Source organism: Myxococcus sp. AM009, assembly GCF_013372605.1.
In the GTDB taxonomy this organism is placed as follows: Bacteria; Myxococcota; Myxococcia; order Myxococcales; family Myxococcaceae; genus Myxococcus; species Myxococcus vastator.
Genome location: NZ_JABXEP010000002.1, coordinates 114,070 through 140,648 on the forward strand (window position 1 = coordinate 114,070; position 26,579 = coordinate 140,648).

A 26,579-nucleotide genomic window follows, 5' to 3' on the forward strand; every position below is an offset into this window, starting at 1 on the left:
TTCCGAGGCGGTGGCCGTCTTGCGGAGCGTGCGCTCCGAGGTCGGCGGCATCGTCGACTTCGAGTGTGTCTCCGCCAACGTGCAGGCGGAGCGCTGGCTCGGCGGGGAAGAGGGCCGCCTGGTGCACCACCGGCTGCTGGAAGAGGCGCCGTGGGCGTGGGACAGCGGCCTCTTCAGTGCATGTGTCCGCGCGGTGACACGCCGCGCGCCAGAAGTCGCGCGGGTGTCCCGGCAGTCGCCCATGGGCACCGTGTGGCTCCAGGCGCGCGTGTCACCGTGTGACGACGGCGTGGTGCTCTTCCTGGAGGACCTCACCGAGCGCATGGCCGCGGAAGAAGCCCTGCGGCGCGACCATGACCTCCTGCACGCCGTCATCCAGAGCGCCACCGACGCCATCTACGTGAAGGACGTGTCGGGCCGCTACATCCTCATCAATCCCGCCACCGCGAGCGCCTTCCACCGGGCCCCGCGAGAAATCCTTGGCCGCACGGACGCGGAGTTGCTGGGCGCCGAGCGGGCCGCGCCGACGCTGGCGCACGACCGTGAGGTGATGAACTCCGGACAGACGGCCACGTACGAAGGGGCGGAGGGCGGCCCGGGGACGGACCGCATCTGGCACACGACGAAGGGCGTGCTTCGCCGCGGTGATGGCACCGTGTACGGCCTGTTCGCCATCTGCCGGGACGTCACCGCGCGGCGCCGCCAGGAGCTGGAGCGCGAGGAGGAGGCGCGCTTCCAGGAGCGCTTCATTGGCGTGTTGGGCCATGATTTGGGCAACCCGCTGGCCGCGGTGCGGCTGTCCTCCGCGGCCCTCCTGGCCCGGGACACGCTGCCCCCGGAGATCCGGCGCGTGGTGGCCCGCATCGACGGCAGCGCCGAGCGGATGGCGCGGCTGGTGAAACAGTTGCTCGACTTCACGCGCGCCCGCATGGCCGGCGGCATCCCGCTGCGTCCCCACGAGGTGTCCATGGAGGACGTGTGCCGGCGCATCATCTCCGAGCTGGAGCCCGCGCATCCGGAGTGCGGTGTCTGCCTGGAGGTGGACGGCGAATCACGCGGCGTCTGGGACGAGGAGCGCCTGGGGCAGGTGCTGTCGAACCTGCTGGGCAACGCGCTTCAACACAGTCCGGAGGGGAGCCCGGTGCGGGTGCGGCTGGCGGCGAAGGACCCGTTCTTCCAGCGCGTGGAGGTCCACAACGGGGGGCCGCCCATCCCCGAGTCGTTGCGCCCGCGGCTCTTCTCGCCGTTCCACGGGGTGCCCCTCGAACCGGGGCAGCCGAAGCCGAAGCACCAGGGCCTGGGGTTGGGGCTCTACATCGTGTCGCAAATCGTGACCGCGCACGGAGGCTGGCTGGACGTGGCGTCGTCGTCGGACACGGGGACCTGCTTCTCCGTGACGCTGCCGCGCGTCACCCGGCCGCTGGGGGGGGCGCCAGGCAAGAGTGCCTGAGGCCCGGCCCGTGGCCTGCTAGCGCTGGCCGAACCTCACGGCGGCCTGCAGGCGGAGGACGTCCGTCAGCGAGCCCGGGTCCACCAGCTCCATCGCGGCCTGCTGGGACAGGCCGGCGTACCGGCGCTTGCGGTACTCCTCCTCGTCCTCCTCACCGCCGCCCTTGTCGCCCTTGTCGTCACCGCCGCCCTTGCCGTCATCCGGGCGGAGGGACAGCGACGGTGCCGGGGACAATCCCTTCTCGATGTGCACCGAGGAGAGCGCGTCCGCGCGCAGGGAGGCGAACAGGCTGGCCATGGAGAGGCAGAAGACGACGGCGACGGTGAGGTTCTTCATGGGGGGGCTCCGTTTCTCTTGAGGGGGATGACGCGCGGCTTCGAATGGAAATTCAAGGGGCCGCGGGCGCCTTCATGGTGCGGATGTGTCCCACCAGTGCGTCAATCTGCGCGGGGGTGAGGGCCCCCGAGCATACGCCGAAGCCGCCTGGTCGCACGCGCGACGGCGGCGGCGGTGTCTACTGGCAGCCTGGGGTGGAGGCGTGCTTGTCACAATCCAGGGGGCGTACGGCCGCGGTCAAACCATCCGCCTGGAACACCAGCTCCGGTCTCCAGTCCGGCGCTTCGAGCGTCCCGCCGTTGCGCAGGAGGACGAGCCGCTCCGTCGTGGGCAGCGGGGCGTCCTGCTCGCACACCCGTCCGCCAGGCGCCGGCGGGGCCACGACGGGCGCGCCGACGCCGGGGTTGCCCCGCCAGCACAGGCCCACCAGCAGGTCCACGTCGAGCTTCGGCGGGACGACCAGGTCCGGCCCCAGCTCCGGGCACTCGCAGCCGCCCACGCCGCAGGCGTTGTCCTGGCACGCGGGCATGGGACACACCGTGCCCCATGCGTCACTGCATGCCAGCGCCTCCCAGCGCATGCGCGTCACCTGGACGCCCCGCTCATCCGTGACGCGAGTGCCCAGCCGCACGGGCTGGTGGGTCGCGCGTGCTTTCTGACGGGCCTCCTGCATCATCAGCACCAGCTCGCGCTGCGCGGCGCCCAGTCGCTGGCGCTCCGTCATGCCCTGGAAGCTGGACACGGAGAGGGTGGTGAAGAGGCCGACCAGGGCCACCACGACCATCACCTCCAGCAGCGTCATGCCTCGGTTGCGTGGCCACATGTCAGCCCCCCGTTCCCACGAACGCGAAGTTGCGAGGCGCCAGGCGGATGACGCTGTGCCGGCGCTTGAAGCCATCCCGGAGATTGCCATCGTCGTCTCGCGCTCCGGGCGCTTCGTTCCCCGTCAGCTCGGCCCGCTGCGAGCGCGCGGTGATGGACAGCTCCACCACGCGCAGGTGGCGCATCAGTTCGTCACCAGCGCTGCCCGGGCCGCGGTCCGGCGGAGCGGGCACGCCGGGGTCCCAGGCCCAGGAGATGTGCGTGGCGCAGGTGGCCTGGGTGCAGGTGGCCAGTGAGGGGCGCCCGGTCTCCGCGTCCGGGAAGAAGCGCACGGGGGCGCCGGGGAGCGCGTCGGGGGCCATCACGCCCAGCCGGACCTGCAGCTGCTCGATGTCCTGGGACACCGCGGTGTAGCCCGCGGGCCCCATGGGGCCATCCGGGTCCATCTCCAGCACGGGCGTGCCCTCGGGCCAGTTCACCCGGTAGCCGCGGCTGGTGAGCGGGAGCAGGTACATGCCGCCTTCGCGAGGTGCGCGTGTGCCAAGCCAGGGTGACTCGGGGAGCGTCACGGCATCGGGATGACAGTGGCCATCAGCGGGCGCGGGCCGGCCTGGGAGGGCGGGGGTCCACTCCACGCCTTCCGCCACGAGGTTCGTCACCTGTCCCACGCAGGCCCAGCCCCGCTCGTCTTCCGTGCCCGGGAACACCACGGCGATGACCGCGTTGTCCAGGTAGGCGGGGGGCAGGCCTCCGACGCACAGCGTGTCCTCGAACCAGGCCGCGGTCGCCGGCAGGGGACACTGGTCCAGCAGCACCATGCGCGCCGGGTCCGTCTCCCAGACCTCCAGCGCATCCGACAGCAGCGCGGCATCGGCGGGGGGGACGAAGGTGGCGTCATCCGGGAAGGTGGCCTGGGGGCGGGCCCACACGGCGTAGAACAGGTCCGCTTCACCGGAGGGAATCCGGCCGCCGGTGAGGGAGACGCTGCCAATGCCCGCGCCCGCCCGCTGCACACCGAACGCCATCAAGTCACGCGCGGCCCGGCCCTTGTTCTGCGTCTCCATGATGCGCTCTTCCAGCAGGCCCCGGCGCTGGAGGTGGACGCTCACGCCAATGGCGGTGGCGAGCACCACCATGGACATGGAGGCGGCCACCATCAGCTCGATGAGCGTGAAGCCGCGCGGCGTCGTCGGGCGAAGTCGCTTCATGGCGCCATCCGGGTCTGCAGGGCCACCGCGCGGCGGGGAGCACCGGGCTCCTCCGCCCAGCTCACGGTGACGCGGACGTTGATGACCTGGTGCAGGGCCAGGCTGCTGGCGTGGGGCAGCGGGATGGCGCGGCTCAGCGCGGGCTCGCCTGTCTCGGAGCCCTCGAAGGGCGGGTCCACGTCCAGCGTCAGCGTGTAGGCCATCTGAGGCGTCGCGCCCGGGAGGGGCGGCGTCTCCGTCATGCGGCCATTGGCGGACCACCACACGTCGCGCCCCGTGTTGTCGAGCTGCTTGATGTTGACGCAGGGGTCGTTCAGCGGCTCGCCCACGCAGCGGAGGTTGACCACGCGCTCCAGCTCCTGTTCGGCGATGAGGTTCGCCTGGCCCAGGTTGTTGTTGCGGCGGTTGTGACGAGACGCGGTGCCCAGCGTGAGCATGATGCCCAGGATGCCGAGCATGAGCACCGCGGCGGTGGCGAGGGTCTCCAGGATGCTGAGGCCGCGCGGATGGGCGTGGAGCAGGCGCCGGTTCATGGCACCACCTCCTGGACGCGTGAGCCGGACTGCACGTCCCAGATGAGGACCCGGGAGCTGCTTCGCGGCGACTCCGAGGTGGGGTTGTTGTACGTCCCGCTCCCCAGCGCGCGCACCTGACCGTTCTTCACGATGAGCAGGTGGTTGTCGTAGAGCACGGGCGCGTGCGTGCCGTGGCCGTCGATGGCGGTGTCATTGCCCGCGAGCGCGTTGCCCGCGGTGCTGTAGGCGTAGATTCTGCCGCTGGTGGTGCTGTCCAGGTCGCACGCGCTGGCGGCGCGGCCCACGGCGCTGGTGGTGAAGACCCCGTCCTGGGTGGTGGAGACGCCGCCCCAGACGACCTGTCCCTCGCCCAGCTCGCGTGCCCATTCGAGTTGCGCGGGGCAGTCGGCGCCGGGCCGCGTGGCGGGCACCGGGTCGCGGTCCTCGAAGGCCATCAGGTGATAGCGGGGCCGCGGGTTGGCGGTGTCGTCCGGCTCGTTGGCGATGTCCGGGTTGTTGGCGGTGCCGAAGTACAGCCGCACCCGGCGGGCGCCGCTGTCCGGCGCCACCGACGCGGAGATGGTGGAGAAGATGCGCTGGCTGGTGGGGTTGCGGATGCCGGGCACGGTCTGCGCGTCCGCGACGACACAGGAGGCCAGCACCTTGCCCAGCGGCGTGCTCGTCCCGGTGTTCGAGTAGGTGGGGTTGATGCGGTAGATCTTCCCCGAGGTGGACGGGACGTAGATGACGTCGACGTTGCCGTCGCCATTCACGTCCAGCGGGATGGGCTCTCCGCCGATGCCTTCATTCGCGTCCGCGGCGGTGCCCAGCGTGACGACGCCCGCGAGCCGCGCCTTCGCGCTGTTGCCCGGCACCTGCGCGGGCAGACCTGTCTTGAGGTCCATCAGGTAGACGGTGCCCACCGCTCCGGACTCCGGCGAGTAGTCCGTGCCGAACATGGACACCCACTTCTTGCCGCCATTCTGGCCGAAGTCCATGCGCACCAGCGAGGGCGCGTGGCGCGAGCCGCGTGTGTCGGGCTTGGGCGTGGCGCCGGTGAAGAGCGCCGGCAGCGGGTTGCAGCCGTTGCTGTTGTTCGTGCACGGAACGCCCGCTGACGTGAAGCGGTCCCGCTTCATGTCGAACTCCCACAGGGGCGTGGGGTAGCCCGGGGCCGTGGGGTTGGTGACGTCGAGCGCGAAGAGGATGCTCTGCTTGGGGCCGGTGGCGCTGGCCAGCACCGTCTTGGCGCCCTCGTTCCGGGCCGGGCTGGGACGCCAGGCCTCGTCGGTCTGCCGAGGGTCATGGCCGGTGTCCGGGCGGTAGTCGTTGCTCCGCAGGTCCACGTCCGCCACGGAGGGCGTGGCGTCCATGGTGGCGCGCTCGGTGGAGTACGCGTCGTTGGCGCGCCGGTAGTTCTCCACGTAGTAGGGCAGCATCTTGAAGGGCAGGTAGGCGAACAGCTCGCCGCCTTCGCCGTAGTCGTGCCCGTTGGCGCAGCCGCCGGCCCGGCCGAAGTAGCCCTGATACTCCACGCGGCCTGGCGTGCAGGGGTCATCCCCTGTTTGGAATGTGCCCGTGCCCAGCGCGTGCAGGTAGCCCTGCGTGGTGCCCACATACGTCACCGTGGTGCGGCCCGTGTTGGCCGCGCTGAAGTTCTCCGTGAACTTGCGGCGCTCCGTGTCCAGGTTGCGGCCTTCGAGCAGCCACGCGGGCACGTTGGGCGGCCCGATGACGGCCGCGGTGGACAGGTTCACGCCGCCCAGCGGCCAGGTCCGCATCCGGTTGCGGACGAGCGAGGCCTGACGGTCCTCCCAGCCGTAGAGCCAGTCGCGCAGCGCCACCCGGTCATCCGCGGTGCAGCCGTTGCGGCCGTCCAGGTCATACAGATACACGCTGCCGTTGCGCCGCGTGCAGTAGGTGTCTGGGAAGGCGGGGCTGGTGGTGTTGCCGCGCGCCATCAGGTCCTTCACTTCGACGGCCTGCTGGTTCGCCGGGTTGAGCGTGACGAGCCTGCGCGCGTCGAGCGGCTCTCCGGGACGGGGCTCCAGCGTGCGCATCAGGTCGCGCATCCACTTGCCGGAGTCCCAGACCTCCTGGGTGGGCTCATAGGGCGCCAGCGTGGCGGGCTCGTAGAGCTTCTTCAGGTAGATGTGGCCCCGGTCGATGGTGTCCGGACGGTTGTCGTAGGTGCGGATGGAGACCTGGTCCACGCCTCCGTCGGCGACCCAGGTACGCCCGGGCGTTTCATAGACGCCGTGGATGACGGCGTTGGCCATGGGGATGAGCGACGCGCGGCCGTATTCGCCGCTGCGCTGCGCTTTGTAGGAGACGTTGATGTTGTGGATGGTGGGCTGGCAGGACTCCCCCGGGCTCTCCATCACCGCGCGCCAGCACAGCTGCGTCCCCACGCGCCCCTGCTCCAGGAAGTCCTGGAGGACCGCCGTCTCATTGCGTACGCCGCCGTCGCTGTCCGGGATGGGGACCCGGAGCCAGTTCGGCGTGTCGTTGACGACATACGTGGGATTGGAGGTGTCGCAGGGCTCCTGGCAGACCTTGCAGTCCAGCGCCACCTCATAGGTGATGTCCGGCCTGCGCTGGCCTGTGCCGCCGTCCGGCAGTGTGACGGAGAGCGAGCAGGGCGCGATGCCGCCGCCGTCCGCCGCGTAGTAGGGCTGGTCCTCCACGGTGAACGTCACCTCGGTGATGGTGAAGTCCAGGGAGATGTCCGGAGAGATGTCCGACACCACGTCGGAGCGGTAGGAGCCGTTGTTCTGCTTGTTGATGAGGATGACGATGTCGCTGTACGTGCGGTCACCGCCCGCGTTCTGGTCTTCCCAGCCCAGAATCCAGACCAGGGGGTTGTCACGCGGCGCGCCCACAATCGTGTGTGCCGCGCGGCGGTTCACGGAGCGCACGTCCTGCGTCTGGTTGTTCGGGAAGACGACGCCGCCATAGGCAGGGTCGGTTCGCAGGCGGGCATAGGCGTCACCACCCAGCCAGGTGCTCAGGTTCTTCCCGTCCACCACCAGCGGATTGAGGCTCTGGTGCAGGTCCATGTTGAGCGGCGTCTTGGTGAAGAAGACGTTGATGTCGCCGTGCATCCACAGGTCACACTGCACCTCCCGGCCATCCGTGGTGGGGCGGGTGATGAAGCAGGAGTCCGTGGCGGGGCCGTAGATCTGCTCCACGTAGGTGACGAGGAAGAAGACGATTTCGCGGTCACCCGCGAGCCGTCCCATGGGGACAATCTGGTCCTCCTCCTTGGTGATTGGCGCGCTCGGGTTCCTGCCGGTGATGAGCCGGCCCGCGCTGTCGAACGCGCTGGCCTTGTAATCAGGGATGCCGTCGGGAGCGCTGGACCTGTCCCAGGTGCCGGTGACGCGCGTGAAGGTCCCCTGTGCGTCGAGCGTCCAGCCCTGACGAGGGGCGAAGCACTCGGCGGTCTCCGACTGGCGGCATTGGTTCGGGTCATCGTCCGTGGACAGGAAGATGAGGTTGCCGATGCCCCGGTTGCTGTTGAGCGGGTGCCGCGGCTCCAGCAGGTTCGGGATGTGCGGGAACATGCCTCGGTCGCTGAAGTACGTGTCGACCCGCGCGGGGACCGCATTGTCCCGGAGGTTGAGGTAGTCGAAGCCGTCGTTCATCCGCTCGTTGAAGAGCAGTTCCGTCTCGAAATCACGGACGCGCTGACCCACCACGCCGCCCGTCCTTGGCTGCGTGGGATAGTCCGCCAGGCGCTCCCAGCGCCGAGGCCCTTGATTGGCGAGGTAGCTGGACGCGCTGTTGCACCGGCCCGTCAACAGGTCGGGCTCGCGCAGCGTCACCGTGCCAGCGTCCCCGAAGCGGCGGTGGGTGAACGGACGGTCGCAGCGAGGGCCCTCGCTGCCGATGTAGCGCGAGGGGTTGAGGTTGTAGAGGTCCTCGTGGAAGTCGGGCACGCCGTTGTTGTCTGTGTCCCGCATCCGGTCGTCATCGGAGTTCTTGGGGGTGCCGTTGTCGTCAATGTAGCCGGCGTCGATGAGCTCGTCGTAATAGAACCAGCCCAGCGTGCTGGAGGCGCCGCTGCCCGCGCGGTCATCGACGATGAGCGCGGTGAGCTCCTGCTCGAAGGGCAGGATGATCTTCTCCGGGTCCAGGACGTTGAGGTTGGTGTTGAGCCGCAGCTTGGGCGGGTCGTCGTCCGTGACGATGATGGCGCTGGGGATGCCCGCGTCCCTGCTGAAGTCGGGTTGCTTGTCCTGGTCCGTGGTGTCGATGCACAGCGCGAGGCTGCTGGCGCCGCCATCCGCGCCGCCACTGCCCGTGTCGCCGCCGGGACTTTGGGCGAGCACGGCTCCCGCGGCGGCCACTGCCACCGCGGCCATCCAGGTTCGAGTCCAGCGCATGATGTCCCCCCTGGCGGCCAGTGCTTCAGGGCCGCCCGATTCAGGTGCAACGGAGTGCGGTTGAAGGCGTGGAGATCAGAATGTGGGAAGGCCGCTGCTGGAGGTGCCGGTGCCACGGCATCCCATCTTCGTGCCGTAGCTGCACGTGAGCCCTCCCTGGGTGCTGCTGTGCTCCAGGAGTGAGCGGACGATGGTGCGGTAGGGGAGGCCCGGGCCCGGGGGCTGGACCTCGCCCACGGACACCAGCCAGATGCGGCCGTTGGCGTCGGCGTTGCGGTCGGCGTCGTCGTCGTCCTCCACGACGAAGACGCGGAAGGAGACGCCGCGGGCCTCCGGATAGGCGCGGATGGGCTCGCCCTCCACGTCGTTGATTTCAACGGAGGCGCCCGTCACGGCGTCGTCGACGGCCGTGCCGCGCGCCAGCGTGTAGGGCGTCTGGGGGATGAGCTCCCGCCAGGGCACGCCGCCCGCGGCGACGTCGGGCAAGCCCTGCTCGGCCACGACTTGCAGGCGCGGCAGGACGTCCTGGTTGTAGCTGCCAACGCCTCCCGAGACGGGGTTGTTCATCATCGCCAGGACGACGGCGCGTCCCTCGGCCATGCCCGCCTCGGCGGCGAACAGGGCTTCCCGCGAGCGGCGCTCATGGGACTGGAGCACGCTCTCCGTGGTCACCGCGCGGAGGGACACGAGCACGCCCGCGGTGACGAGCGCGATGAGCCCCAGCGCCAGCAGCAGCGTGAAACCTCTCCGCGCGCCAGGGGCGTGTGCGGGCTTGCGGGTCGGATGACAGCGCACCAGGGACTCCTTGCCATGAAGGGCAGCAGGGAAGCGCGGGTGTCTGTCTCAGCAATCCCCAGGCCCGCTTTCGCGGCGCATCCAGGTCAATGCATCCAGCCGCTTGGCCAGGGCCCTGGGTGAAGCCTGACACGGACTCAGGCGACACGGATTGCGGACCTCGCAAAAGTTGCGAGTCAGCGACAAAGTGGGACGGACCGTGGGGCTCGTCCCAGGAGGCGAGACGCTTGGTGGCTCCGTGACAGTCACACGGAGCGTCGTGTCTCAGCCGCGCCCTCGGGGCCAGAACGGAACGTCGCGCTCCGGGGCATTCAACCAGACGGATTTGAGGAAGCGCACGGCGTTGCGGTCCGCGGTGTCATGCCGGCTGGTGAGGCCATGCGCCGCGCCCAGCAGCAGCAGCACCGCCAGGGAGGCCCCCAGCGCGGGCGCCGCGGGCCACGTCTGGCCGGGCTTCCGCGCCAGGCTGACGAAGACCCAGGCGGCGGTGCCCAGCAGCAGCGCCCCCATCACCCCGCCCGCCAGTCCCGCCGGCAGCCCCAGGAAGGTCAGCACGCCGGGCGGAAAGTAGCCCGCACGCAGCAGCGGCAGCGCCAGGGCGCCCACGGCGTTGGAGACATCGTCGGGGATGTAGTTGATGAAGGTGGCCACGCCGGTGGTGATGATGGACACCGCGCACAGGAGCGCGGCCACGCCCAGGGCCCACGCGCCCTGGCCCGCCGAGCGCAAGCGCGCCAGGAAGAGACCGGCGGGCAGCAGGAGGAAGGGCACCAGGCCGGTGAGGTGGCGCGGCCCCGTCGTCCAGCCCCACGAGTCGTAGGAGAACGACGAGGTGAAGTACGTGTAGCCCACGAGCAGGGCCACGCTCAGCCACGCCAGCGCGCGGGCCTCCGACGACTGGCCCCGGCGGCGCCACACGAGCACCAGCCCCGGCAGCGCCAGCAGGAGGAAGGGGGCCAGGGTGAACAGACCCCGCAGCGGGGAGAAGAAGGACAGGGCGAAGGCGCGTGGGTCCGGCGTGCGGATGCCCAGGAAGCCGCCCAGGTGCCAGGGCTGGTAGCCCGCGTCGTTGAGGTACTTGTAGCCGCTCGTCAGCGGGTGGCCGAACGTCACCTGGTGGTAGGCCATCAGCGCCACCAGGAAGGGCAGGGCGCCCAGCGTGGCCAGCCCCGCGGCCCGGCCCAGACGCACCCAGCGAACACGCGCGGGCGCGTCCTGGAAGGCGAAGGTGAGCACCGCGTACAGCACCAGGCCGAGCACGCCCATGGCGCCGGTGTACTCGGCGGCCACGGTGGCGCCCGCGAAGGCGCCCGCCAGGACATAGCCCCGCTCGCGCCATTCGCCACGCGCGCAGCGCCACAGCGCGTAGAAGCTGGCGAAGAGCAGCACCGCCGTCGTCTGGTGGCTCATGAAGAGCAGCGAGTAGCTGAAGGCCAGCGAGCCCAGCCCGTACGTCACCGTGAGCGCATCCGCGACGAGCGGCTCCAGGGACGCGCGCAGGTAGCGGCGCACCAGCCACAGCAGGCCCAGCGTGGGCAGCACGGTGAGCAGCAGGCGCGAGAAGAAGACCAGGGGCACTTCGGGCACGGCATGCCGGTGGCCGCCGCCCACCGCGCGCAGCACGGCGTAGAGGGGCACGGCGGCGAACGACAGCAGCGGCGCCTTGCTGGGGTAGTACTTCCCGTCCTTCACGGACAGGTCACCGACCTTGCCGTAGTCGTGCAGCGCCTGGTTGATGTGCAGGGTGCCGTACTCCACCAGCGCGCGCGTCTGCCACAGCCGGCACAGCTCGTTGGGCGAGCGCAGGCCCGGGTGGTACGGGAACAGCAACACGTACAGCGCCGCCAGGGCGGCCCACACCGCGCGGGGCGCGCCTCGGGATGGCAGCGCCTGGCGCTCGGGGGTGGGAGCCGCGCTGGGCTCCAGGGGCGCGTCGGCGGGCAAGGGCGTGGGGTTCATGGCGGCGGGGCCCTGCGCAGGGGCGAGGCCGCCTCGAGAGGCGGCTGTGATTCAAGGGACAGCCGGGGTGTCACGCGCGGCGGCGATGCCTTACGCATCGCCCCCGGTGGCGCGGGCCACGGCGAAGAGGCTCATGCCCACCGGCAGCTTCACGTGCGACTCCGCCCGCGCAATCAGGGGCGCCAGGGTGTCGTAGAGCTTGAGCTGGAGCTTGGGCACCGAGCGGCGGCGCAGCAGGCGGCTGTTGACGAACCAGCCCGGCAGGCCCGCCAGGTTCATCCACTCCAAAGTCTCCACCTGGAAGCCGTTCTCCTCCAGCACCGCGCGCAGCGTGGAGGGCGTGTAGCGGCGGTAGTGGCCCACGGCCTCGTCGATGGCGCCGAAGAGCTGCTGGAGCGCGGGCACCAGGATGACCACCCGGCCCCCGGGTGCCAGAATCTGCTTGAAGCGCCGGACGGCGGACGCGTCATCCGGGATGTGCTCCAGCACGTTGGAGAGGACGATGGTGTCCAACTGCTCCGTCTTGAGCGACTCCCAGTCCGCCAGGGCCACGTCGGACAGGTACGGCCGGATGTGCGGCTTGCCGCGGAAGAGGTTCTTCAGGCGGTCCACGTAGAAGCGGTCCACCTCCAGCGCGATGAGCAGCTCCAGGCCCGACTCCAGCTCACGCGTAATCGTGCCGATGCCGGCGCCAATCTCCAGCACCCGGCGGCCCAGGTGCTCGCGGAAGCGGCGGCCCAGCCACTGGTTGTAGTGGACGGCGCCGTCCATGCGCTCCAGCGTGGTGTAGCCCTCGTGCTGGTTGTCCGCGTCGTCACGCACCGTGGCGTAGCGGACCAGCGTCTTGAGCCGGGACAGGTGCGCCGCGGGCGTCCGGCGAGGCACCGCGCCAGGCGGCAGCGTCACCTCGGTGAGGCGGAACAACTGCGCGGCCAGCTTCACCACCAGCTCCGCGTCCACCGCGTCGTCGTCGCTGGTGAGCGTGACGGAGCGCAGCGCCTCGGTGCGGAAGGCGCGCAGGCCGGTGAGCGGGTCCGTCAGCGGCACGTCGGTGACGAAGCGGGTGACGTGGCCCAGGGCCCGGTCCGCCAGCAGCTCCGGCGCCAGCCCCTGCGCCGTGCGCAGGCCGAAGACGGCGTCCGCGGTGTCCGCCTGGATGGGGCGCACCAGCGCGTCATAGACGTCCTGCGAATACGACGTGTCAGGGTCCTGCAGCACCGTCACCGCGCCCGACACCTTCTCCAGCGCGGCGCGGATGGCCGCTCCCTTGCCGCCAGCCACCGTGAGGACGTGCACGTTGGGCGAGGAGGCGGCGTCGACGGAGCCCTCACCGGCGAGAACGACTTCCGCGTCAGGGGGCAACGCATGGGCGAAGCGGGAGGCGGCGGCCGCGGTGTCGGGCGAGAAGGGAAGGACGAAGGAGAGCGGTGGCGTCACGCCGGGCTGACTAGCACAGGCGGCCCGGCTGTGCGCGTCAGTGCCCGCGAAGCAGCGTGGATGGAGGGCGTCCAGGCGACCGCGGAACAATGGACAACCCCGCGGGGACACGGCACGCTCGTCGCGGTCCCCCAGCGTGTGGGTGAAGGTCGGCGGAGTGCCGCCAGGCCGTGGAATCGCTCTGGGGATGGCAGGGAGACGTGACGTGGATGGAACCGGTTTCGACCCGGCCGGCGGCGCCGGTGGCCTGACGACCGCGGGCCTCATGCAGCATGTGCGCGCGGTGTGGCGCCGCAAGTGGGTCGTCCTTGGCGTGGCGGTGGTGGTGGTGGCGCTCATGGCCGCCCACACGTTGCGCCAGCCCAAGGTGTACTCGGCCAGCGCCTCGCTCATCATCGACGTGATGGCGCCGCGCTTCCTGGATGGCGAAGTGAAGGAGGTGATGGGCGAGGAGCGCAGCAACTACTGGTTCAACAAGGAGTACTACGCCACCCAGAGTCAGATCATCACCTCGCGCGCGGTGGCGGGCCGGGTGGTGGACAAGCTGGGCCTGTCCACGGACGCGGACTTCCTGGGCATGGCGCACGTCACCGACGAGAAGGCGCGCCTGCAGGCGATGCAGGGCGCGGACGCGGTGGCGCTGCTCCAGTCGCGCATCCGGGTGATTCCCGCGCGGGACTCGCGGGTGATGAACGTCGCGGTGGATGACTTCGACGCGAAGCGCGCGGCGCTGCTGGCCAACGAGGTGGCCACCGCGTACATGGCGGAGAACCTGGCCCTCAAGCTCCGGACGACGGAGGACGCGCGCGACTGGTTGGAGATTCGCCTGTCCGAGCTGGAGTCGCAGTCCAAGACGAGCGAGCTGGCTGTCTACGACTTCAAGAAGGACGCGGACATGCTGTCCACGTCGCTCGAGTCGCGGATGAGCATCGTCAGCGAGCGCATCAACAGCTTCAACCTGAAGCTGACCGAGGTGCGCATCCAGATCGCCGCCCAGCAGGCGCGGGTGGAGGCCATCCACCGGCTGCGCAAGGCGTCTCCGGAGGATGAGACGTGGGCGGAGGCGCTGTCGGGCGCCACGGAGGGGCCCATCCAGGACCTGCGGCGCAGCTACACCGAGCTGCGCGTGGCGTGCGCGGAGCTGGGGGAGCGCTACCTGTCCGAGCACCCGAAGCTCCTGGAGTGCAACCGCAAGCTGTCGGTGGTGCGCGAGGACTTCCTCAAGAGCCTGAGCAACGTGGTGCGCGGCGCGGAGACGTCGCTGGCGGAGTCGGTGGCGCAGGAGAAGAACCTGGTGCGCCTGCTGGACGCGGAGAAGTCGGAGGCCTTCCTGGTGAACAAGAAGGCCATCGAGTTCGACCGGCTCAAGCGCGACTCCGACAACAACCAGCGCCTCTACGAGCTGGTGGCCAGGCGCCTGAAGGACATCGAGCTGTCGGGCATGCTGCGCACCAGCAACGTGCGCGTGCTGGACCCGGCGCGGCCCGTCGTGGTGCCGGTGAAGCCGCACGTGCGCCGCAACCTGGCGGTGGGGCTGGTGATGGGGCTGCTGGCCGGCCTGGGCGTGGTGCTGCTGCTGGAGCTCCTGGAGAACAGCGTGGCCACGCAGGCGGACGTGGAGGAGCGGCTGGGGCTGGCCTTCCTGGGCGTGATGCCGCAGCTGGACGCCAGCAAGGCGCTGCGCGACAGGGACTTGCACGTCCACCACGAACCCAAGTCGACAGCGGCGGAGTGCTGCCGCGCCATCCGCACGAACCTGCTGTTCATGTCGCCGGACAACCCGTTCAAGACGCTGGTGGTGACGTCCAGCGGGCCGCAGGAAGGCAAGTCCACCACCTGCGTCAGCCTGGGCGTGGCCATGGCCCAGAGCGGCAACCGGGTGCTGCTGCTGGACACCGACATGCGCCGGCCGCGTCTGCACCGCGCCTTCGGCGTGCCCAACGAGCTGGGCATCTCCTCGCTGGTGGTGGGCGAGGGCACGCTGGACGCGGCGGTGAAGAGCACGGAGGTGCCTGGGCTCTTCGTGCTGCCGTGCGGACCGCTGCCACCCAACCCGGCGGAGCTGCTGCACACCCAGGCCTTCACGGACCTGCTGAAGGCCGCCTCCGAGCGCTTCGACCGCGTCATCCTGGACAGCCCGCCCATCAACGCGGTGGCGGACGCGGCGGTGCTGGCCACGAAGTGCGACGGCGTGGTGCTGGTGCTGAAGGCGGCCAAGACGAACCGCGAGTCGGCGCGGCGCGCGCTGCGCTCGCTGGCGGACGTGCAGGCGCGCATGTACGGCGCCATCCTCAACGACGTGGACCTGTCGGCGCCGCGCTACGGTGACTCGTATCTGGCCTACCAGGGCTACGGGCAGTACGCGGAAGACGCCAAGGATGGGGTGGCGCAGTCGTGAACGCGCCATCAGCGGGCGGGGGCCCGCGAGTGCTGCACCTGGGCAAGTTCTATCCCCCCGCGTCGGGCGGCATGGAAGCCCACGTCCAGACGCTGGCGCGGGCCCAGGCGGCGCTCGGCGCGCAGGTGGAGGTGCTGTGCGCCAACCACACCGCGGACGGCGCGGGCACCAGCCACGAGTTCCAGGGCCGCAGCCCCACGTGCGAGACATGGGACGGACCGGTGCGCGTGACGCGCCTGGGCCGGCTGGCCTCCGTCGCGCGCATGGACGCGATGCCGGACCTGCCGCGCATGCTGGGCCGCGCGTTGTCGCGGGGCGTGGACATCGTGCACCTGCACACGCCCAACCCGACCTGGGTGCTGGCCCTGGACGTGGTGCGCCGGCTGCCTCCCGTCTTCATCACCCACCACAGCGACGTCATCCGGCAGAGGGTGGCGGGCGCGCTCTTCAAGCCCTTCGAGGCGCTGCTCTATGCGCGGGCCCGGCGGGTGCTGGCCACCAGCGAGGCCTATGTCCCGGGCTCGCCGCTGCTGCGCGCCTTTCGCGGCAAGGTGCGGGCGCTGCCGCTGGGGCTCGACCTGGCGCCGTACCTCCAGCCCTCCGCCGCCGCGCGTGAGGCGGAGGCCCACTGGCGGGCACAGGCCGCGGGCGCGCCGCTGTGGCTCATGGTGGGGCGGCTCGTCTACTACAAGGGCCTGTTCACCGCGCTGGAGGCCCTGCGCCGGGTGTCCGGGCGGCTGGTGGTGGTGGGGCAGGGGCCGCTGGAGGCGGAGGCCCGACGCCGCGCGCGCGCGCTGGGCGTCGCGGACCGGGTGACGTGGGCGGGCTATCTGCCTCCGGATGCGCTGGTCGGCGCGCTGCACGCGGCCACCGCGCTCTGGTTCTGTGGCAACGCCCGCAGCGAGGCGTATGGGCTGTCGCAGGTGGAGGCCATGGCCAGCGGGCTGCCCGTGCTGAACACGGCGATTGCGCACTCGGGCGTCGCGTGGGTGAGCCTGCACGAGCAGACGGGGCTGACGGTGCCGGTCGGCGACGCGGCGGCGCTGGCGGCGGCGGCGCGGCGGCTCGTGGAGGAGCCCGGGCTGGCGCGGCGGCTGGGGCGTGAGGCCCGGGCGCGGGCGGTGGCGGAGTTCCGGCATGACGTCATGGCCTGGCGCAGCCTGTCGCTGTACGCGGAGGCGCTGGGCCGGCCCGCGCCGGGGATGGCGCCCGACGTGGTGCCCCAGCGCCTGGCGGGGAATGCATGAGCCGCCCCCTGCGCGTGCTGCACCTCTCCAGCGGCAACCTCTACGGCGGCATCGAGACGTTGCTGCACACGGTGGCGCGCGAGCAGGGCCGGCACCCGCCGCTGTCGCACGCCTTCGCGCTCTGCTTCGAGGGCCGGCTGGCGGCGGAGTTGCGTGACGCTGGCGCGGAGCTGCACCTGCTGGGCCCCGTGCGGACCCGCCGTCCCTGGTCCGTGTGGCACGCGCGGAGGGTGCTGCGCGCGCTGCTTCGCTCGGGGCGCTTTGACGCGGTCCTCTGCCATTCCCTCTGGCCTCAGGCGTTGTTCGGGCCGGCGGTTCGCGCGGTGGGCGTTCCCCTGGTCCTCTTCCAGCATGACGCGCTGTCCGGTCGGCACTGGGTGGACCGGTGGGCGCGCGTCACGCCGCCCGACCTGGTGCTGGCCAACAGCCGCTTCACCGCGGGCACACTGGCGTCCGTCTATCCCCAGGTGCCCTGGCGCGTGACGCACTGTCCGTTGCCCCTGCCGCCGCCCAGGCTGGAGGCGTCCGAGCGCGCGCGCGTGCGCGAGGAGCTGGGGGCCGCCGAAGGGGACGCCGTCATCTTCCACGCCAGCCGGATACAGGAGCGGAAGGGCCAGCGCTTGTTGCTGGAGGCGCTGGGCCGGCTGCGGGCGGTGCCGGGCTGGCGCGCCTGGTTCGCTGGCGGCGCGCAGCGGCCGGATGAGGAAGTCTATCTGGAGGGGCTGCGGGCGCAGGCGAGGCATCTGGGCATCGAGGGACGGCTGCGGTTCCTGGGGCAGCGCTCGGACGTGTCGCGGTTGCTCCGCGCCGCGGACATCCACTGCCATCCCAACTTGCTGCCAGAGGCGTTCGGTCTGGTCTTCGTGGAGGCGCTCCAGGCGGGCCTTCCCGTGGTGACCACGCCGATGGGGGGCGCGCTGGAAATCGTGGATGCCTCCTGCGGGGTGTTCGTCCACCCGGAGCCGGAGTCACTGGCCCTGGCCCTGAGGCGGCTCATCGAGGACCCCCAGGCGCGCGTCCGGCTGGGCGCGGCGGGGCCCGCGCGTGCCGCGGCGCTGAGCGATGCGGGGGGCTTCCTTCGCGGGATGGAGGAGGCGCTGCGCGCGCTGGCCGAGCAGGCGGTGCCGGTGTGAGGGCCCCCCAGCTCCAGGGCCCCGGCGCGCTGAAGCGCCGGTACGTGCGCCGCGCGCCGGGGGCCGTGCAGGAGGCGGCTTCGGAGGGGGCCGCGCTCACGCATCCCGCCGCTCGAGGTGCGCGCATGGACGGCGGCCTGCTGGCATCAGGCCGGCTGGTGCCGCTCTTCGTCGGTCTGCTCATCTGCTGCCAGCTCTCGCTGCTGGTGGAGGCCATCGCGCCGCTCCGGGTGGCGGTGCGTGTGCTGGCCTTCGGCGTCAGCCTGGCGCTGCTGGCGTTGGTGCGGGGACCGAGCCTGAAGCACCCGGCGCTTCCCTTCGTCCTGGCCGCGCTGGGCGTCACCACGCTCCAGTTCTTCAATCCTGGCACCGGTGCCCCGCTGGCGGCGCTGGCGCAGTTGGGCATCCAGCTCGCCATCGCCGCGCCGCTGCTGTGGGTGACCCGGCTGGCCATCGACCCGAAGACGTTCCGTCGCACGCTCGCGCTGCTCTTCTTCTTCAACGCGGCCAGCGCGGGTGTGGGCGTGCTGCAGGTCTACTTCCCCGGCCGCTTCCAGCCCGCGCTGTCGTCCGCGGTGCAGGGCCAGGGTGAAGGTTATGTGAGCAGCCTCCAGTTCGAGACAGCGGACGGCGTGCGCGTGTTCCGGCCCATGGGTCTGACGGACATCCCGGGCGGCGCCTCCACTGGCGGCTTCTACGCGGTGCTGCTGGGCGGCGGCTTCCTGCTGTCGTCCCGGCGTGGGCTGACGCGCGCGCTGAGCGTGGGCGGCATCCTGGTGGGGCTCTTCGGCATCTACCTGTCCCAGGTGCGCGCCACCGCCGTCATGCTGGTGGTGTGTCTGGTGGCCCTGGCCGGCGTGCTGCTGCTGAGTGGCCGCGTGGGGCGGTTCCTGACGCTGCTGGCGGTGGTGGGCACCGCGGGCGTGGCCACCTTCGGTTGGGCCGTGGCGGTGGGCGGCGACACGGTGATGAATCGCTGGTCCTCGCTCTTCGAGTCGAGCCCCGATGAGGTGTACCACCGCAACCGCGGCTACTTCCTGACGGGCACCTTCGCGGACGTGCTGCCTGAGTATCCGCTGGGCGCGGGCCTGGGTCGCTACGGCATGATGAATGCCTACTTCGGTGACAACAGCGACCGCGAGCGCCCGTCGCTGTGGGCGGAAATCCAGTGGACGGCCTGGGTCTACGACGGCGGCATCCTGGGCGTGCTGCTCTACCCGCTGGGCCTGCTGATGTCGTTGCTGTGGGCCTTCCAGGTCGCCCTCAGTCGGGATGGTCCGCGGAGCGAGTTCTGGCTGTGGGGCAGCGTCCTCTTCGCGTACAACCTGGGCGCCCTGGCGCTCACCTTCAGCTATCCGTTCTTCATGAGCCAGACGGGCATGGAGTTCTGGTTGCTCAACGCGGCGCTCTTCGGCGCCTTGTCCCATGCGAAGACCGTACACGCTCATCGCCGGTGACTTCGTCGACACCGGCGGCATGGACCGGGCGAACCTGGCGCTGGCGCTCTGGCTGGCGAAGCAGGGGCACCCCGTGCGGCTGGTGGCACACCGGGTGGCGGACGTCCTGCTGCGCCATCCCAACGTGCGCTTCGTGCGCGTGCCCAAGCCCGCCAATGCCTATCTGCTCGGCGAACCGATACTGAGCGCCGTGGGGCGCGCCTGGGCGCTGCGCACCCGCGCGGAGGGAGGGCGTGTCGTGGCCAATGGTGGCAACTGCCCGGTGGCCTCGGCCAACTGGGTCCACTACGTCCACGGCGCCTATGCCGCCGAGCCCACGGGCGGCGCGCTGCGCCAGCTCAAGGGCCGCGTGAGTCACCGGTACTACGTGCGCTCGGAGCGGCGGGCGCTGCGGCGCGCGCGCGTCATCATCGCCAACTCGGAGCGCACGCGGGAGGACGTGGTGGCGGCCACGGGCGTTCCGGCGTCCCGGGTGCGCGTCATCTACCTCGGCGGCGATGTGGAGCGCTTCCGCCCCGCCTCACCCGAGGCGCGGCGCGCGGCCCGCGCGGCCCTGGGCTGGTCGGAGTCCCGGCCCGTGGCGCTCTTCGTGGGGGCGTTGGGAGACCGTCGCAAGGGCTTCGACACCCTCTTCCAGGCCTGGGCGCGGCTGTGCGCACGGGCGGACTGGGGCGTGGACCTCAAGGTGGTGGGCTCGGGCGCGCAGCGCGAGGCGTGGGAGCGCGAAGCGGCGGCCAAGGGCCTGGGGACGCGCATCCAGTTCCTCGGCTTCCGTGACGACGTGCCGCTGCTGCTGTCGGCCGCGGACGTGCTGGTGTCACCCACGCGCTATGACGCGTATGGGCTGAACGTCCACGAGGCGCTGTGCGCCGGGCTGCCCGCGCTGGTGAGCCGCTCGGCGGGCGTGGCGGAGCGCTACCCGGAGACGCTGGCGGGCTTGCTGCTGGACGCGCCGGAGGACGTGGAGGCGTTGGTGCGGCGCCTGGAGGCCTGGCGTGAGCACGCGGCGGCCTGGGCGCCCCATGTGGCCGCGCTGTCGGAGTCGCTCCGGGCGCGGACGTGGGACACCATGGCCCAGGCCATCGTGGACGTGGTGGAGCGCGAGGGCTGAGGCGCCTGCCTCGCTAGCCGCGCCGCTCCAGCACCTCGGTGAAGAAGTCCAGGTGGGCCTTGGCCACCACGGGCCACGAGAAGCGGGTGACGGCGCGCTCCCTTCCGCGTGTGGCCAGCTCCGCTCTGCGCTGGGGGCTCTCCAGCAGGTCGGAGAGCGCTTGCGTCCAGGCGGACACGGACGCCTCCGGCAGCACGAGGCCCGCGTCGCCCATGGTGCGTGGCACCTCTCCCGAGTCACTGCCGAGCACGGGGACGCCACACGCGAAGCCCTCCGCCAGCATGCGGCCGAACTGTTCCCTCCACCTGGGCGTCGTCTGACTGGGAGCGCAGAGCACCTCCATGGCGTTGAGCGCGCGTGGCACGCCCGAGTGTGGAACGCCGGTGAGGACGCGCACCGCGTCTCCGTGTCGCCCCGCCCAGTCGCGCAGGACGCCTTCCATGGGGCCTCCGCCCACGAAGAGCGCGCGCCAGGGCGTGTCGAGCGCGTCCAGCGCGGCCATCAGCAGGGAGACACCCTTCTCCGGGACGAAGCGGCCGAGAAATCCCACCACGGGCGGGCCCGACGTCTCCCAGCCGAGCTCGCGTCGCAAGGACTCGCCCGCGGCGCGGTTTGGGTGGAACAGGTCCACGTCCACTCCCATGGGAATGGCGCGCGCGGGACGCTCCGCGTAGCCAGGCCGGGTGAGGAGGTTGTCTCGCACGCTTTCACCCCACGCCACCCAGCCCGCGGACCGCTGGACGACGAAGCGCTCCGCCTGGGCGAAGGGCGGCGGGTAGCGCTTGGGCAGGTTCTGCGCGGTGCAGAAGACAAGCGGGACGTGTCGCGGGGTGAGCAGCGCCAGCTCCAGTCCGGCCAGCACATAGGGCTCTTCCCACACGTGCACCAGGTCCGCGCCGCGCGCGAGGTGGGCGCGCACCTCCGGGCCATAGAGGAAGGTGTGGAGCGAGCGACTGAAGAACGCGCGCACGCCTTCCGTCCTGGCGGGCTCGTCGGCTTCGAGCCGCAGCGCCAGCGGGCTCAGGTCGCCGTGGAAGAAGCGGGGGGCCACGGTGGTGACGTCCCATTCACCGGCGCCCACGCGCGCCATCTCGTTGGCGAGGCGCCGATTGAGGCCGACGACGTAGGAGTGGGAGAGCGTGATGAGCCGGCGTGACTGCTTCAAGGGATGGGCGCTCCACGGCCTTCAGGGAGGGGAGCGCTCCGCGCGAGCGCTCGATACAGGGTGAGCACCTCGCTGGCATAGCGTTCCCGCGAGAACCGCGCCGCCACGGTGCTGCGCGCGGCCGTGCCCAGCCGTGCTCGCAAGGCCGGGTCCTCCAGCAGGGCGCGCAGCGCCTGGACCAGCGCGTGGACGTCGCCCGGAGGTATCAGCAGCGCGTCCACGCCGTCCGTGAGCGCCTCCGCCGCCCCGCTCGCGCTGGAGACGATGGCGGGCCGCCCGCAGGCGAGCGCCTCCGCGATGGTGAGTCCGAAGGGCTCCCGGCGGGTGCTGGCGTGGACGAAGACGTCCAGGGCCCGGTACACGGAGGCCGGATGGGACTGGAACGGCACCAGGCCCACGCGCGCGGACATCCCTCGCGAAGCGATGAGCCTGCGCAGCTCGTCCTCGGAGAACTGCGAGCCGGGCGTCTGGTACAGCGGCGCGCCCACCAGATAGAAGCGCACGGGCAGGGCGGGGTGCAGGCGCGTCAGCGTCGCCGCTGCCTCGAGGAAGGCATCCTGCCCCTTCCAGCGGGCATAGGTGGACACCAGCCCCACGCGGAGGGTGCCGCTGGGGGCCACGGGCAGCCCGGCCAGCAGGTCCAACTTCGCGCCCTCCGCGGGCCCGGGAGAGAAGTGCGCGGTGTCCACGCCGTTGTAGACGACGTGCACGGGCACCCGGAACAGCACGTCGCGCGCGTCGTCGCCCACCGCCCGCGAGTTGGCGATGGCCGCCGACGCGAGCGGCGACAGGAGCCTCAGTGCGCGGCGCACCAGGGGCCGCTCGCCCAGGAAGTCATGGATGTGCCACACCCGCTTCAGGGGCAGCCCGGCGGTGGCGGCGCTGAGCAGGTGCGTCTTGATGCCGTTGGAATGCACCAGGTCGGGGCCCACCTCCGCCACGTCGCGACGGAGCGCGCGTCCATGGTCCGCGAGGTGGCCGGGCGCGGGTGCCAGGCGGCGGGCGAAGCGCAGCGCCTCCAGCGGACCGTGTCCTCGGAGCGCGCTGTCACCCAGGGTGGACAGTTGCTCCGGCAGCGGCAGCAGTCGCGCGTCCACGCCCAGGGCGCGCGCCTCGTCGAGCAGCGGCCCCGCCGTCCCCGCCAGCAGGTGGAGTGACAGCGTCGCGTCCTGCTGCTTCAGACACGCCATCAAATCCAGGAGCGCGCGCTCGGCTCCGCCAAGGATGCCCACGGGATTGAGGAAGAGGACGCGCACGGCGGCTGGACCGAAGCAAACACCTCCTCCCGGGTCAAGGCGCGTCACGGGGGTCTGAAGGACATCCGACGCCGCCGCACGCCGAGTTCTCGTGGTGAACGCGGGCGTGTCCACGTCGTCTGGCTGGGGGCACCGGCCTCAAGGCGCGGAGGCCCCCAGCACCCGCAGGTAGGCGTCCAGCACCGTGCGGGCATGCGCGGCCCAGGTGAAGCGCGCGGCGCGCGACAGCCGTGCCTCGCGCGAGGGCTGCGCGCCTTGGCCGGTGAGCAGCGACGCCACGGCGTCCACCCAGGCGGGGACGTCCCCCACGGGGCAGTAGGTGCAGGCTTCTGCTCCGACCTCTCGAAGCACGGGCAGGTCGCTGGCCACCACGGGCGCGCCACAGGCCAGCGCCTCGATGACGGGGAGGCCGAAGCCCTCCGCCTCGCTCGTCACCAGCACGGCCGACGCGCGCCGGTAGAGGTCCGCGAGCGTGGACCGCTCCTGTCGAGGAGGCTGAAGCACCGCATCGCCAATGCCCAGCGCTTCCACCTGCGCGCGCTGGGTGTCGTTCAGCGCCCCACCCTGCTGCACCAACCGAAGCTCCGGGTAGCGCGCGCGAAGCGCTGCGAACACCGCGAAGAGGACATCCAGGCGCTTGCGAGGAATCGCGCTGCCGACGTGGAGCAGGTAGGGCCGCCCCCTCAGCGGTGAGAGCACGGCGTCGCTCGCGTCGGGCGTTCCGGGCGTGGGCTCCGCGCGGTATTCGGGGGACACGCCATACGGCGCCCAGACGAGCCGCGACTCCGGCACCACGCCGTGCGCGAGCAGCTCCGTGCGCACCGCCTGGGTGCTGTGGAACACGATGGCCGCGCGCTCCAGCCCCGCGAGCTGGGCGCGGGCCATGGCGCGGAACCACGCGGGGCGCGGCTCTCGGTGGGGTTCCAACACGGAGCGGAACGCATCCAGGTCATGACAGTAGACACCGGTGCGCGACGCGGGCAGCGCGTGGACGAGCTGCGCGTAGGTGTGGTCCACGACGTGGAAGGCGTCGTACCGGCCCCGAGCAAGCAGCGCGCGGCCCGGGTAGAGGCCGAAGCGGGTGAGGAGCCGGTCCGCGTTGAACGCCGCGTTGCGCGCGCCCACGCGGGGAAGCCGCCGCAGCACCGCGGGCATGACGGGGCGCACGGCCGTCGCGTGGACCTCGGAGGGATGCGCGGCCAGTGCTTCCATGAGGGCCTCGCCCACCAGGTCCATGCTGGGCCAGCCCTCCTCGCGCGGATCCATGAGCAGCGCCAGCCGGGCCGCGGTCCGGGTCGTCGCGTGGCGGGGCGTCATATCGGGCCGGCGCGCAGCAGGGCTTCCACCGTGCGCTCCAGCGCGAAGTGCTCGCGGTAGATTCGGGCGGCGTGCTGGCCCAGCTTTCGCCCGGCGTCCGCGAGCGACAACACCGCCTCGGCGCGCTCCACCAGGGCGGCGGGCGCCGTGCCCTCCGCCAGGGCGACCGCGCCCTGCTCGCGCCACAGGGGCTCCGTGAGGTGCCCCGTGTTCGTGACGACGGGGAGGCCGAGCGCCAGCCCCGCCATCACCGTGGTGCGCCGCGTGCTCACGCCGTCCGGATAGGGTTGCAGGAGTGCGTCACACGCCGCCAGGTGCACCGCCACTTCGTCGAGCGCGAGCGAGTCCCTGGCCACGAGCCGGCCTTGCAACTCGGGATGGCGTGTCTCCAGGCCTTCGACGAAGGCGCGGCTGCCCCGGCCCAGCAGCATCGCCCCGCGCGTTCCATCGCGACGCAGCAACGGCACCAGCGCGGCCTCCAGGGGCTCCGCGGTGAGACGCCCGAAGGTGCCGAAGTGTCCCAGCCAGGGCCCCTCACCAAGCTCCGCGCGGAGCGCGTCCACGGCGTCGCTGGAGACGGTGACGGGCAGATTGCTGGGAACCGGTAGCCAGGCGGCATGGGGCCGGACGCGAGCGGGCAGGTGCTCCGCCCACTGAGGAATGGACAGGAAGACGCGGTCCGCGGCGCTCGCCACCAGGCGCACCATCAGCCGCGTGGCGCCCGCCAGGACGTGGTGGCGCCAGGGGCCGCGCGGGCTCCACGGATGCACCGCCTCGTGGATGTAGACCCAGCGCGCGTCGTGCCGCCGCGCGGCGAACCACGCGCAGAAGGGGACATTCATCGCCTTCAGCCCCAGGGCATGGGGGACGTACTGGAGCAGCAGTCGCCGGGGCCCCGGGCACGCATCCAGCCCGCGCGACAGGCCGGGCAGCCCCTTGGGCGTCAGGAGGCCAGGGGCACGGTGCACGGTGACGCCGTCCTCTTCGCGGACACCGCCTTCTCCGGGCGCCCAGACGTGGACCTCCTGCCCGGTGCCAGCCAGCGCGCGGCTCAGTTGCCGGGTGTAGTCACCGACGCCGCCGGGCCGCGGCGGGTATTCGCCGGTGAGGACGTGCCACGCGGGCGCGGTGCGTGAAGGAGGCATGGCGCGGCGTCAGGACACGTCCATGTCGCGGATGGCGAGGAGCTGGAAGGCGTGACGCGGCCAGCGCGTGGCGAAGGGCTCGGTGAGGATGGACAGGCGGCTGCCCAGGCGGAAGGGCCGGACGCTCGGCAGCGCATAGTCGCCGCGCAGGGGCTTCCAGCCGCTCATGCCGGTGACGCGGTAGCCGCGCAGTTCGAAGTCGTAGACCTCCCAGCCGGAGCGGTGCACCTGGTGGACGTTGTCGTCCCACTCGTCCTGGGGCAGGAAGCCATTGGGCGTGAAGATGATGACGCGCTTGCGCGCCAGCGACTCCATCATCTCCAGCAGCCGGAAGCCGTCTGGCTTGTCGAAGTGCTCGATGACGTCCAGCGCGACGACGGCGTCGAAGCTCTTCGGACCGAAGCGCTGGCCCGCTTCCATCAGGTCCATGCAGTGGTACTCGCGGTGGATGCCCGCGGCCCGGCTGCGCTCGATGCTGGTGGGGTGGCCATCCACGCCCACCGTGTGCGGGAGCAGGTGCGAGAAGCTGTGGAGCGGCGAGCGCGAGCCACAGCCGATGTCCAGCACGCTGTCGCAGGTGCCGACCAGCGCCTCTTTCAAGGTACGGTGAAGCACCTCATGCTCTCCCACGAGGACTTCACGCTTCAAGAACTGGAGGATGTTTCCACCGGGGCGCATGTGGGCGGACCGTAGCCCTGGCGCTTCGGGAAGGGCAACCCTGGCGCGGTGCCCAGGCAGGCGAGCGGGACCTCCCGCCGTGCGGGGAACGCGCGTTGCTTGTAGGCCCTGGGCGCTGTCGGTAGCATTTCCCCTGTCCATGCTGCCCGGAGCGGGCCGCCCCGCCCCATGAACGCGACCGCAGCGCCTGAAGCCACCTCCGTCGAAGTGAAGGCGCGTGCCCTGAAGGGCATGTTCGTCCTGGCGGCCCGGACCGTGGCGTCCCAGGGGCTGCGCGTGGTGAGCGCGCTGTTCCTGTCCCGGCTGCTCTTCCCGTCGGACTACGGCCTGTTTGGAATCGTGTCCTACGCGGCCTCCCTGGGCGTGTTCCTGGGTGACCTGGGCCTGAGCGCGGCGTTGGTCCGCCAGCCGCACGAGCCCACGCGGGATGAGACCTTCACCATCTTCTGGTGCCACCAGGCGCTCACCGCCGTCGTGGTGGCCTCCGTCTGCCTGTTGGCTCCCCAACTGACGCGAGGCTACGCGCTGGGCGACGGCGCGGTGCCCATGGTGTGGGCGCTGGCGCTGGGCCTGTTCCTGTCCTCGCTGCGCGTGATTCCGTTGATGGCGCTGGAGCGCCAGCTGGCCTTCTCCGTCATCGCCCGCGCGGAGTTGATTGAGAACGTGGTGCAGGTCATCACCACCATCTCCCTGGCGGCGCTGGGCTTCGGCGCGTGGTCGCTGGCGCTCCAGCGCCATCAACGGAATCACGCGCAGCGAGGA

The 26,579-nt window shown here is 71.4% G+C and carries 20 protein-coding genes; 7 read left to right on the plus strand and 13 right to left on the minus strand.

The window, feature by feature from the left end:
* The first annotated feature begins 10 nt into the window (after positions 1-10).
* Positions 11-1,450, plus strand: a complete 1,440-nt coding sequence (locus HV824_RS01270) for a PAS domain-containing sensor histidine kinase (protein ID WP_176416992.1) — start codon at positions 11-13, stop codon at positions 1,448-1,450.
* 18 nt (positions 1,451-1,468) lie between these two features.
* Here HV824_RS01270 and HV824_RS01275 read toward each other — a convergent pair whose 3' ends face one another.
* The 8 genes from HV824_RS01275 to HV824_RS01310 form a co-directional block, all read right to left on the minus strand.
* Positions 1,469-1,786 (minus strand): hypothetical protein, encoded by a 318-nt coding sequence (locus tag HV824_RS01275; protein WP_176416993.1) that lies wholly within the window; start codon positions 1,784-1,786, stop codon positions 1,469-1,471.
* Positions 1,787-1,964: 178 nt separating this feature from the next.
* A complete protein-coding gene (locus HV824_RS01280; RefSeq protein WP_176422470.1) occupies positions 1,965-2,609 on the minus strand; it encodes a Tfp pilus assembly protein FimT/FimU in 645 nt (214 codons plus the stop codon).
* A 1-nt stretch (position 2,610) separates the two neighbouring features.
* On the minus strand, positions 2,611-3,816 hold the full coding sequence (locus tag HV824_RS01285; RefSeq protein WP_176416995.1) for a PilW family protein: 1,206 nt from the start codon (positions 3,814-3,816) through the stop codon (positions 2,611-2,613).
* Positions 3,813-4,349 (minus strand): hypothetical protein, encoded by a 537-nt coding sequence (locus HV824_RS01290; protein ID WP_163784218.1) that lies wholly within the window; start codon positions 4,347-4,349, stop codon positions 3,813-3,815. The genes HV824_RS01285 and HV824_RS01290 overlap by 4 nt, the downstream gene beginning before the upstream one ends.
* Complete coding sequence (locus HV824_RS01295; protein WP_176422471.1) at positions 4,346-8,719, minus strand: pilus assembly protein PilY; 4,374 nt, start codon at positions 8,717-8,719, stop codon at positions 4,346-4,348. Before HV824_RS01295 ends, HV824_RS01290 begins: the two co-directional genes overlap by 4 nt.
* 75 nt (positions 8,720-8,794) lie before the next feature.
* A complete protein-coding gene (locus tag HV824_RS01300; protein ID WP_176416997.1) occupies positions 8,795-9,514 on the minus strand; it encodes a hypothetical protein in 720 nt (239 codons plus the stop codon).
* Between the two features lie 264 nt (positions 9,515-9,778).
* Positions 9,779-11,473 (minus strand): hypothetical protein, encoded by a 1,695-nt coding sequence (locus HV824_RS01305; RefSeq protein WP_176422472.1) that lies wholly within the window; start codon positions 11,471-11,473, stop codon positions 9,779-9,781.
* Between the two features lie 90 nt (positions 11,474-11,563).
* A complete protein-coding gene (locus tag HV824_RS01310; RefSeq protein ID WP_176422473.1) occupies positions 11,564-12,910 on the minus strand; it encodes a bifunctional glycosyltransferase/class I SAM-dependent methyltransferase in 1,347 nt (448 codons plus the stop codon).
* A gap of 205 nt (positions 12,911-13,115) precedes the next feature.
* On the opposite strand from HV824_RS01310, the gene HV824_RS01315 reads away from it, so the two are divergent.
* Genes HV824_RS01315 through HV824_RS01335 form a run of 5 tightly spaced genes read left to right on the plus strand, consistent with a single transcriptional unit; the run spans position 13,116 to position 20,256 of the window.
* Complete coding sequence (locus HV824_RS01315) at positions 13,116-15,308, plus strand: polysaccharide biosynthesis tyrosine autokinase (RefSeq protein WP_176422474.1); 2,193 nt, start codon at positions 13,116-13,118, stop codon at positions 15,306-15,308.
* The gene (locus tag HV824_RS01320; RefSeq protein ID WP_176417001.1) at positions 15,305-16,555 is read left to right on the plus strand and encodes a glycosyltransferase; all 1,251 of its coding nucleotides are present in this window, start codon (positions 15,305-15,307) and stop codon (positions 16,553-16,555) included. The genes HV824_RS01315 and HV824_RS01320 overlap by 4 nt, the downstream gene beginning before the upstream one ends.
* Positions 16,552-17,688: a glycosyltransferase family 4 protein gene (locus tag HV824_RS01325; RefSeq protein ID WP_176422475.1), complete on the plus strand. Its 1,137-nt coding sequence runs from the start codon at positions 16,552-16,554 to the stop codon at positions 17,686-17,688. The genes HV824_RS01320 and HV824_RS01325 overlap by 4 nt, the downstream gene beginning before the upstream one ends.
* Positions 17,685-19,145, plus strand: a complete 1,461-nt coding sequence (locus HV824_RS01330; protein WP_176417003.1) for a hypothetical protein — start codon at positions 17,685-17,687, stop codon at positions 19,143-19,145. Before HV824_RS01325 ends, HV824_RS01330 begins: the two co-directional genes overlap by 4 nt.
* Positions 19,114-20,256 carry a glycosyltransferase family 4 protein gene (locus tag HV824_RS01335; RefSeq protein WP_176422476.1) on the plus strand — a complete coding sequence of 381 codons (1,143 nt, stop codon included), beginning with the start codon at positions 19,114-19,116 and terminating at the stop codon, positions 20,254-20,256. Before HV824_RS01330 ends, HV824_RS01335 begins: the two co-directional genes overlap by 32 nt.
* A 13-nt stretch (positions 20,257-20,269) precedes the next feature.
* Here HV824_RS01335 and HV824_RS01340 read toward each other — a convergent pair whose 3' ends face one another.
* The 5 genes from HV824_RS01340 to HV824_RS01360 form a co-directional block, all read right to left on the minus strand.
* The gene (locus tag HV824_RS01340) at positions 20,270-21,421 is read right to left on the minus strand and encodes a glycosyltransferase family 4 protein (protein WP_176422477.1); all 1,152 of its coding nucleotides are present in this window, start codon (positions 21,419-21,421) and stop codon (positions 20,270-20,272) included.
* The gene (locus HV824_RS01345) at positions 21,418-22,677 is read right to left on the minus strand and encodes a glycosyltransferase family 4 protein (protein ID WP_176422478.1); all 1,260 of its coding nucleotides are present in this window, start codon (positions 22,675-22,677) and stop codon (positions 21,418-21,420) included. Before HV824_RS01345 ends, HV824_RS01340 begins: the two co-directional genes overlap by 4 nt.
* Positions 22,678-22,815: 138 nt before the next feature.
* Complete coding sequence (locus HV824_RS01350) at positions 22,816-23,943, minus strand: glycosyltransferase family 1 protein (protein WP_255207659.1); 1,128 nt, start codon at positions 23,941-23,943, stop codon at positions 22,816-22,818.
* Positions 23,944-23,990: 47 nt separating this feature from the next.
* Positions 23,991-25,139 carry a glycosyltransferase family 4 protein gene (locus HV824_RS01355; protein WP_176422479.1) on the minus strand — a complete coding sequence of 383 codons (1,149 nt, stop codon included), beginning with the start codon at positions 25,137-25,139 and terminating at the stop codon, positions 23,991-23,993.
* Between the two features lie 9 nt (positions 25,140-25,148).
* Positions 25,149-25,817, minus strand: coding sequence for a bifunctional 2-polyprenyl-6-hydroxyphenol methylase/3-demethylubiquinol 3-O-methyltransferase UbiG (locus HV824_RS01360; RefSeq protein WP_176422480.1), 669 nt, complete (start codon positions 25,815-25,817; stop codon positions 25,149-25,151).
* A gap of 168 nt (positions 25,818-25,985) precedes the next feature.
* Here HV824_RS01360 and HV824_RS01365 point away from each other — a divergent pair.
* The coding region (locus HV824_RS01365) for an oligosaccharide flippase family protein (RefSeq protein ID WP_176422481.1) at positions 25,986-26,579 on the plus strand (594 nt) is incomplete at its 3' end.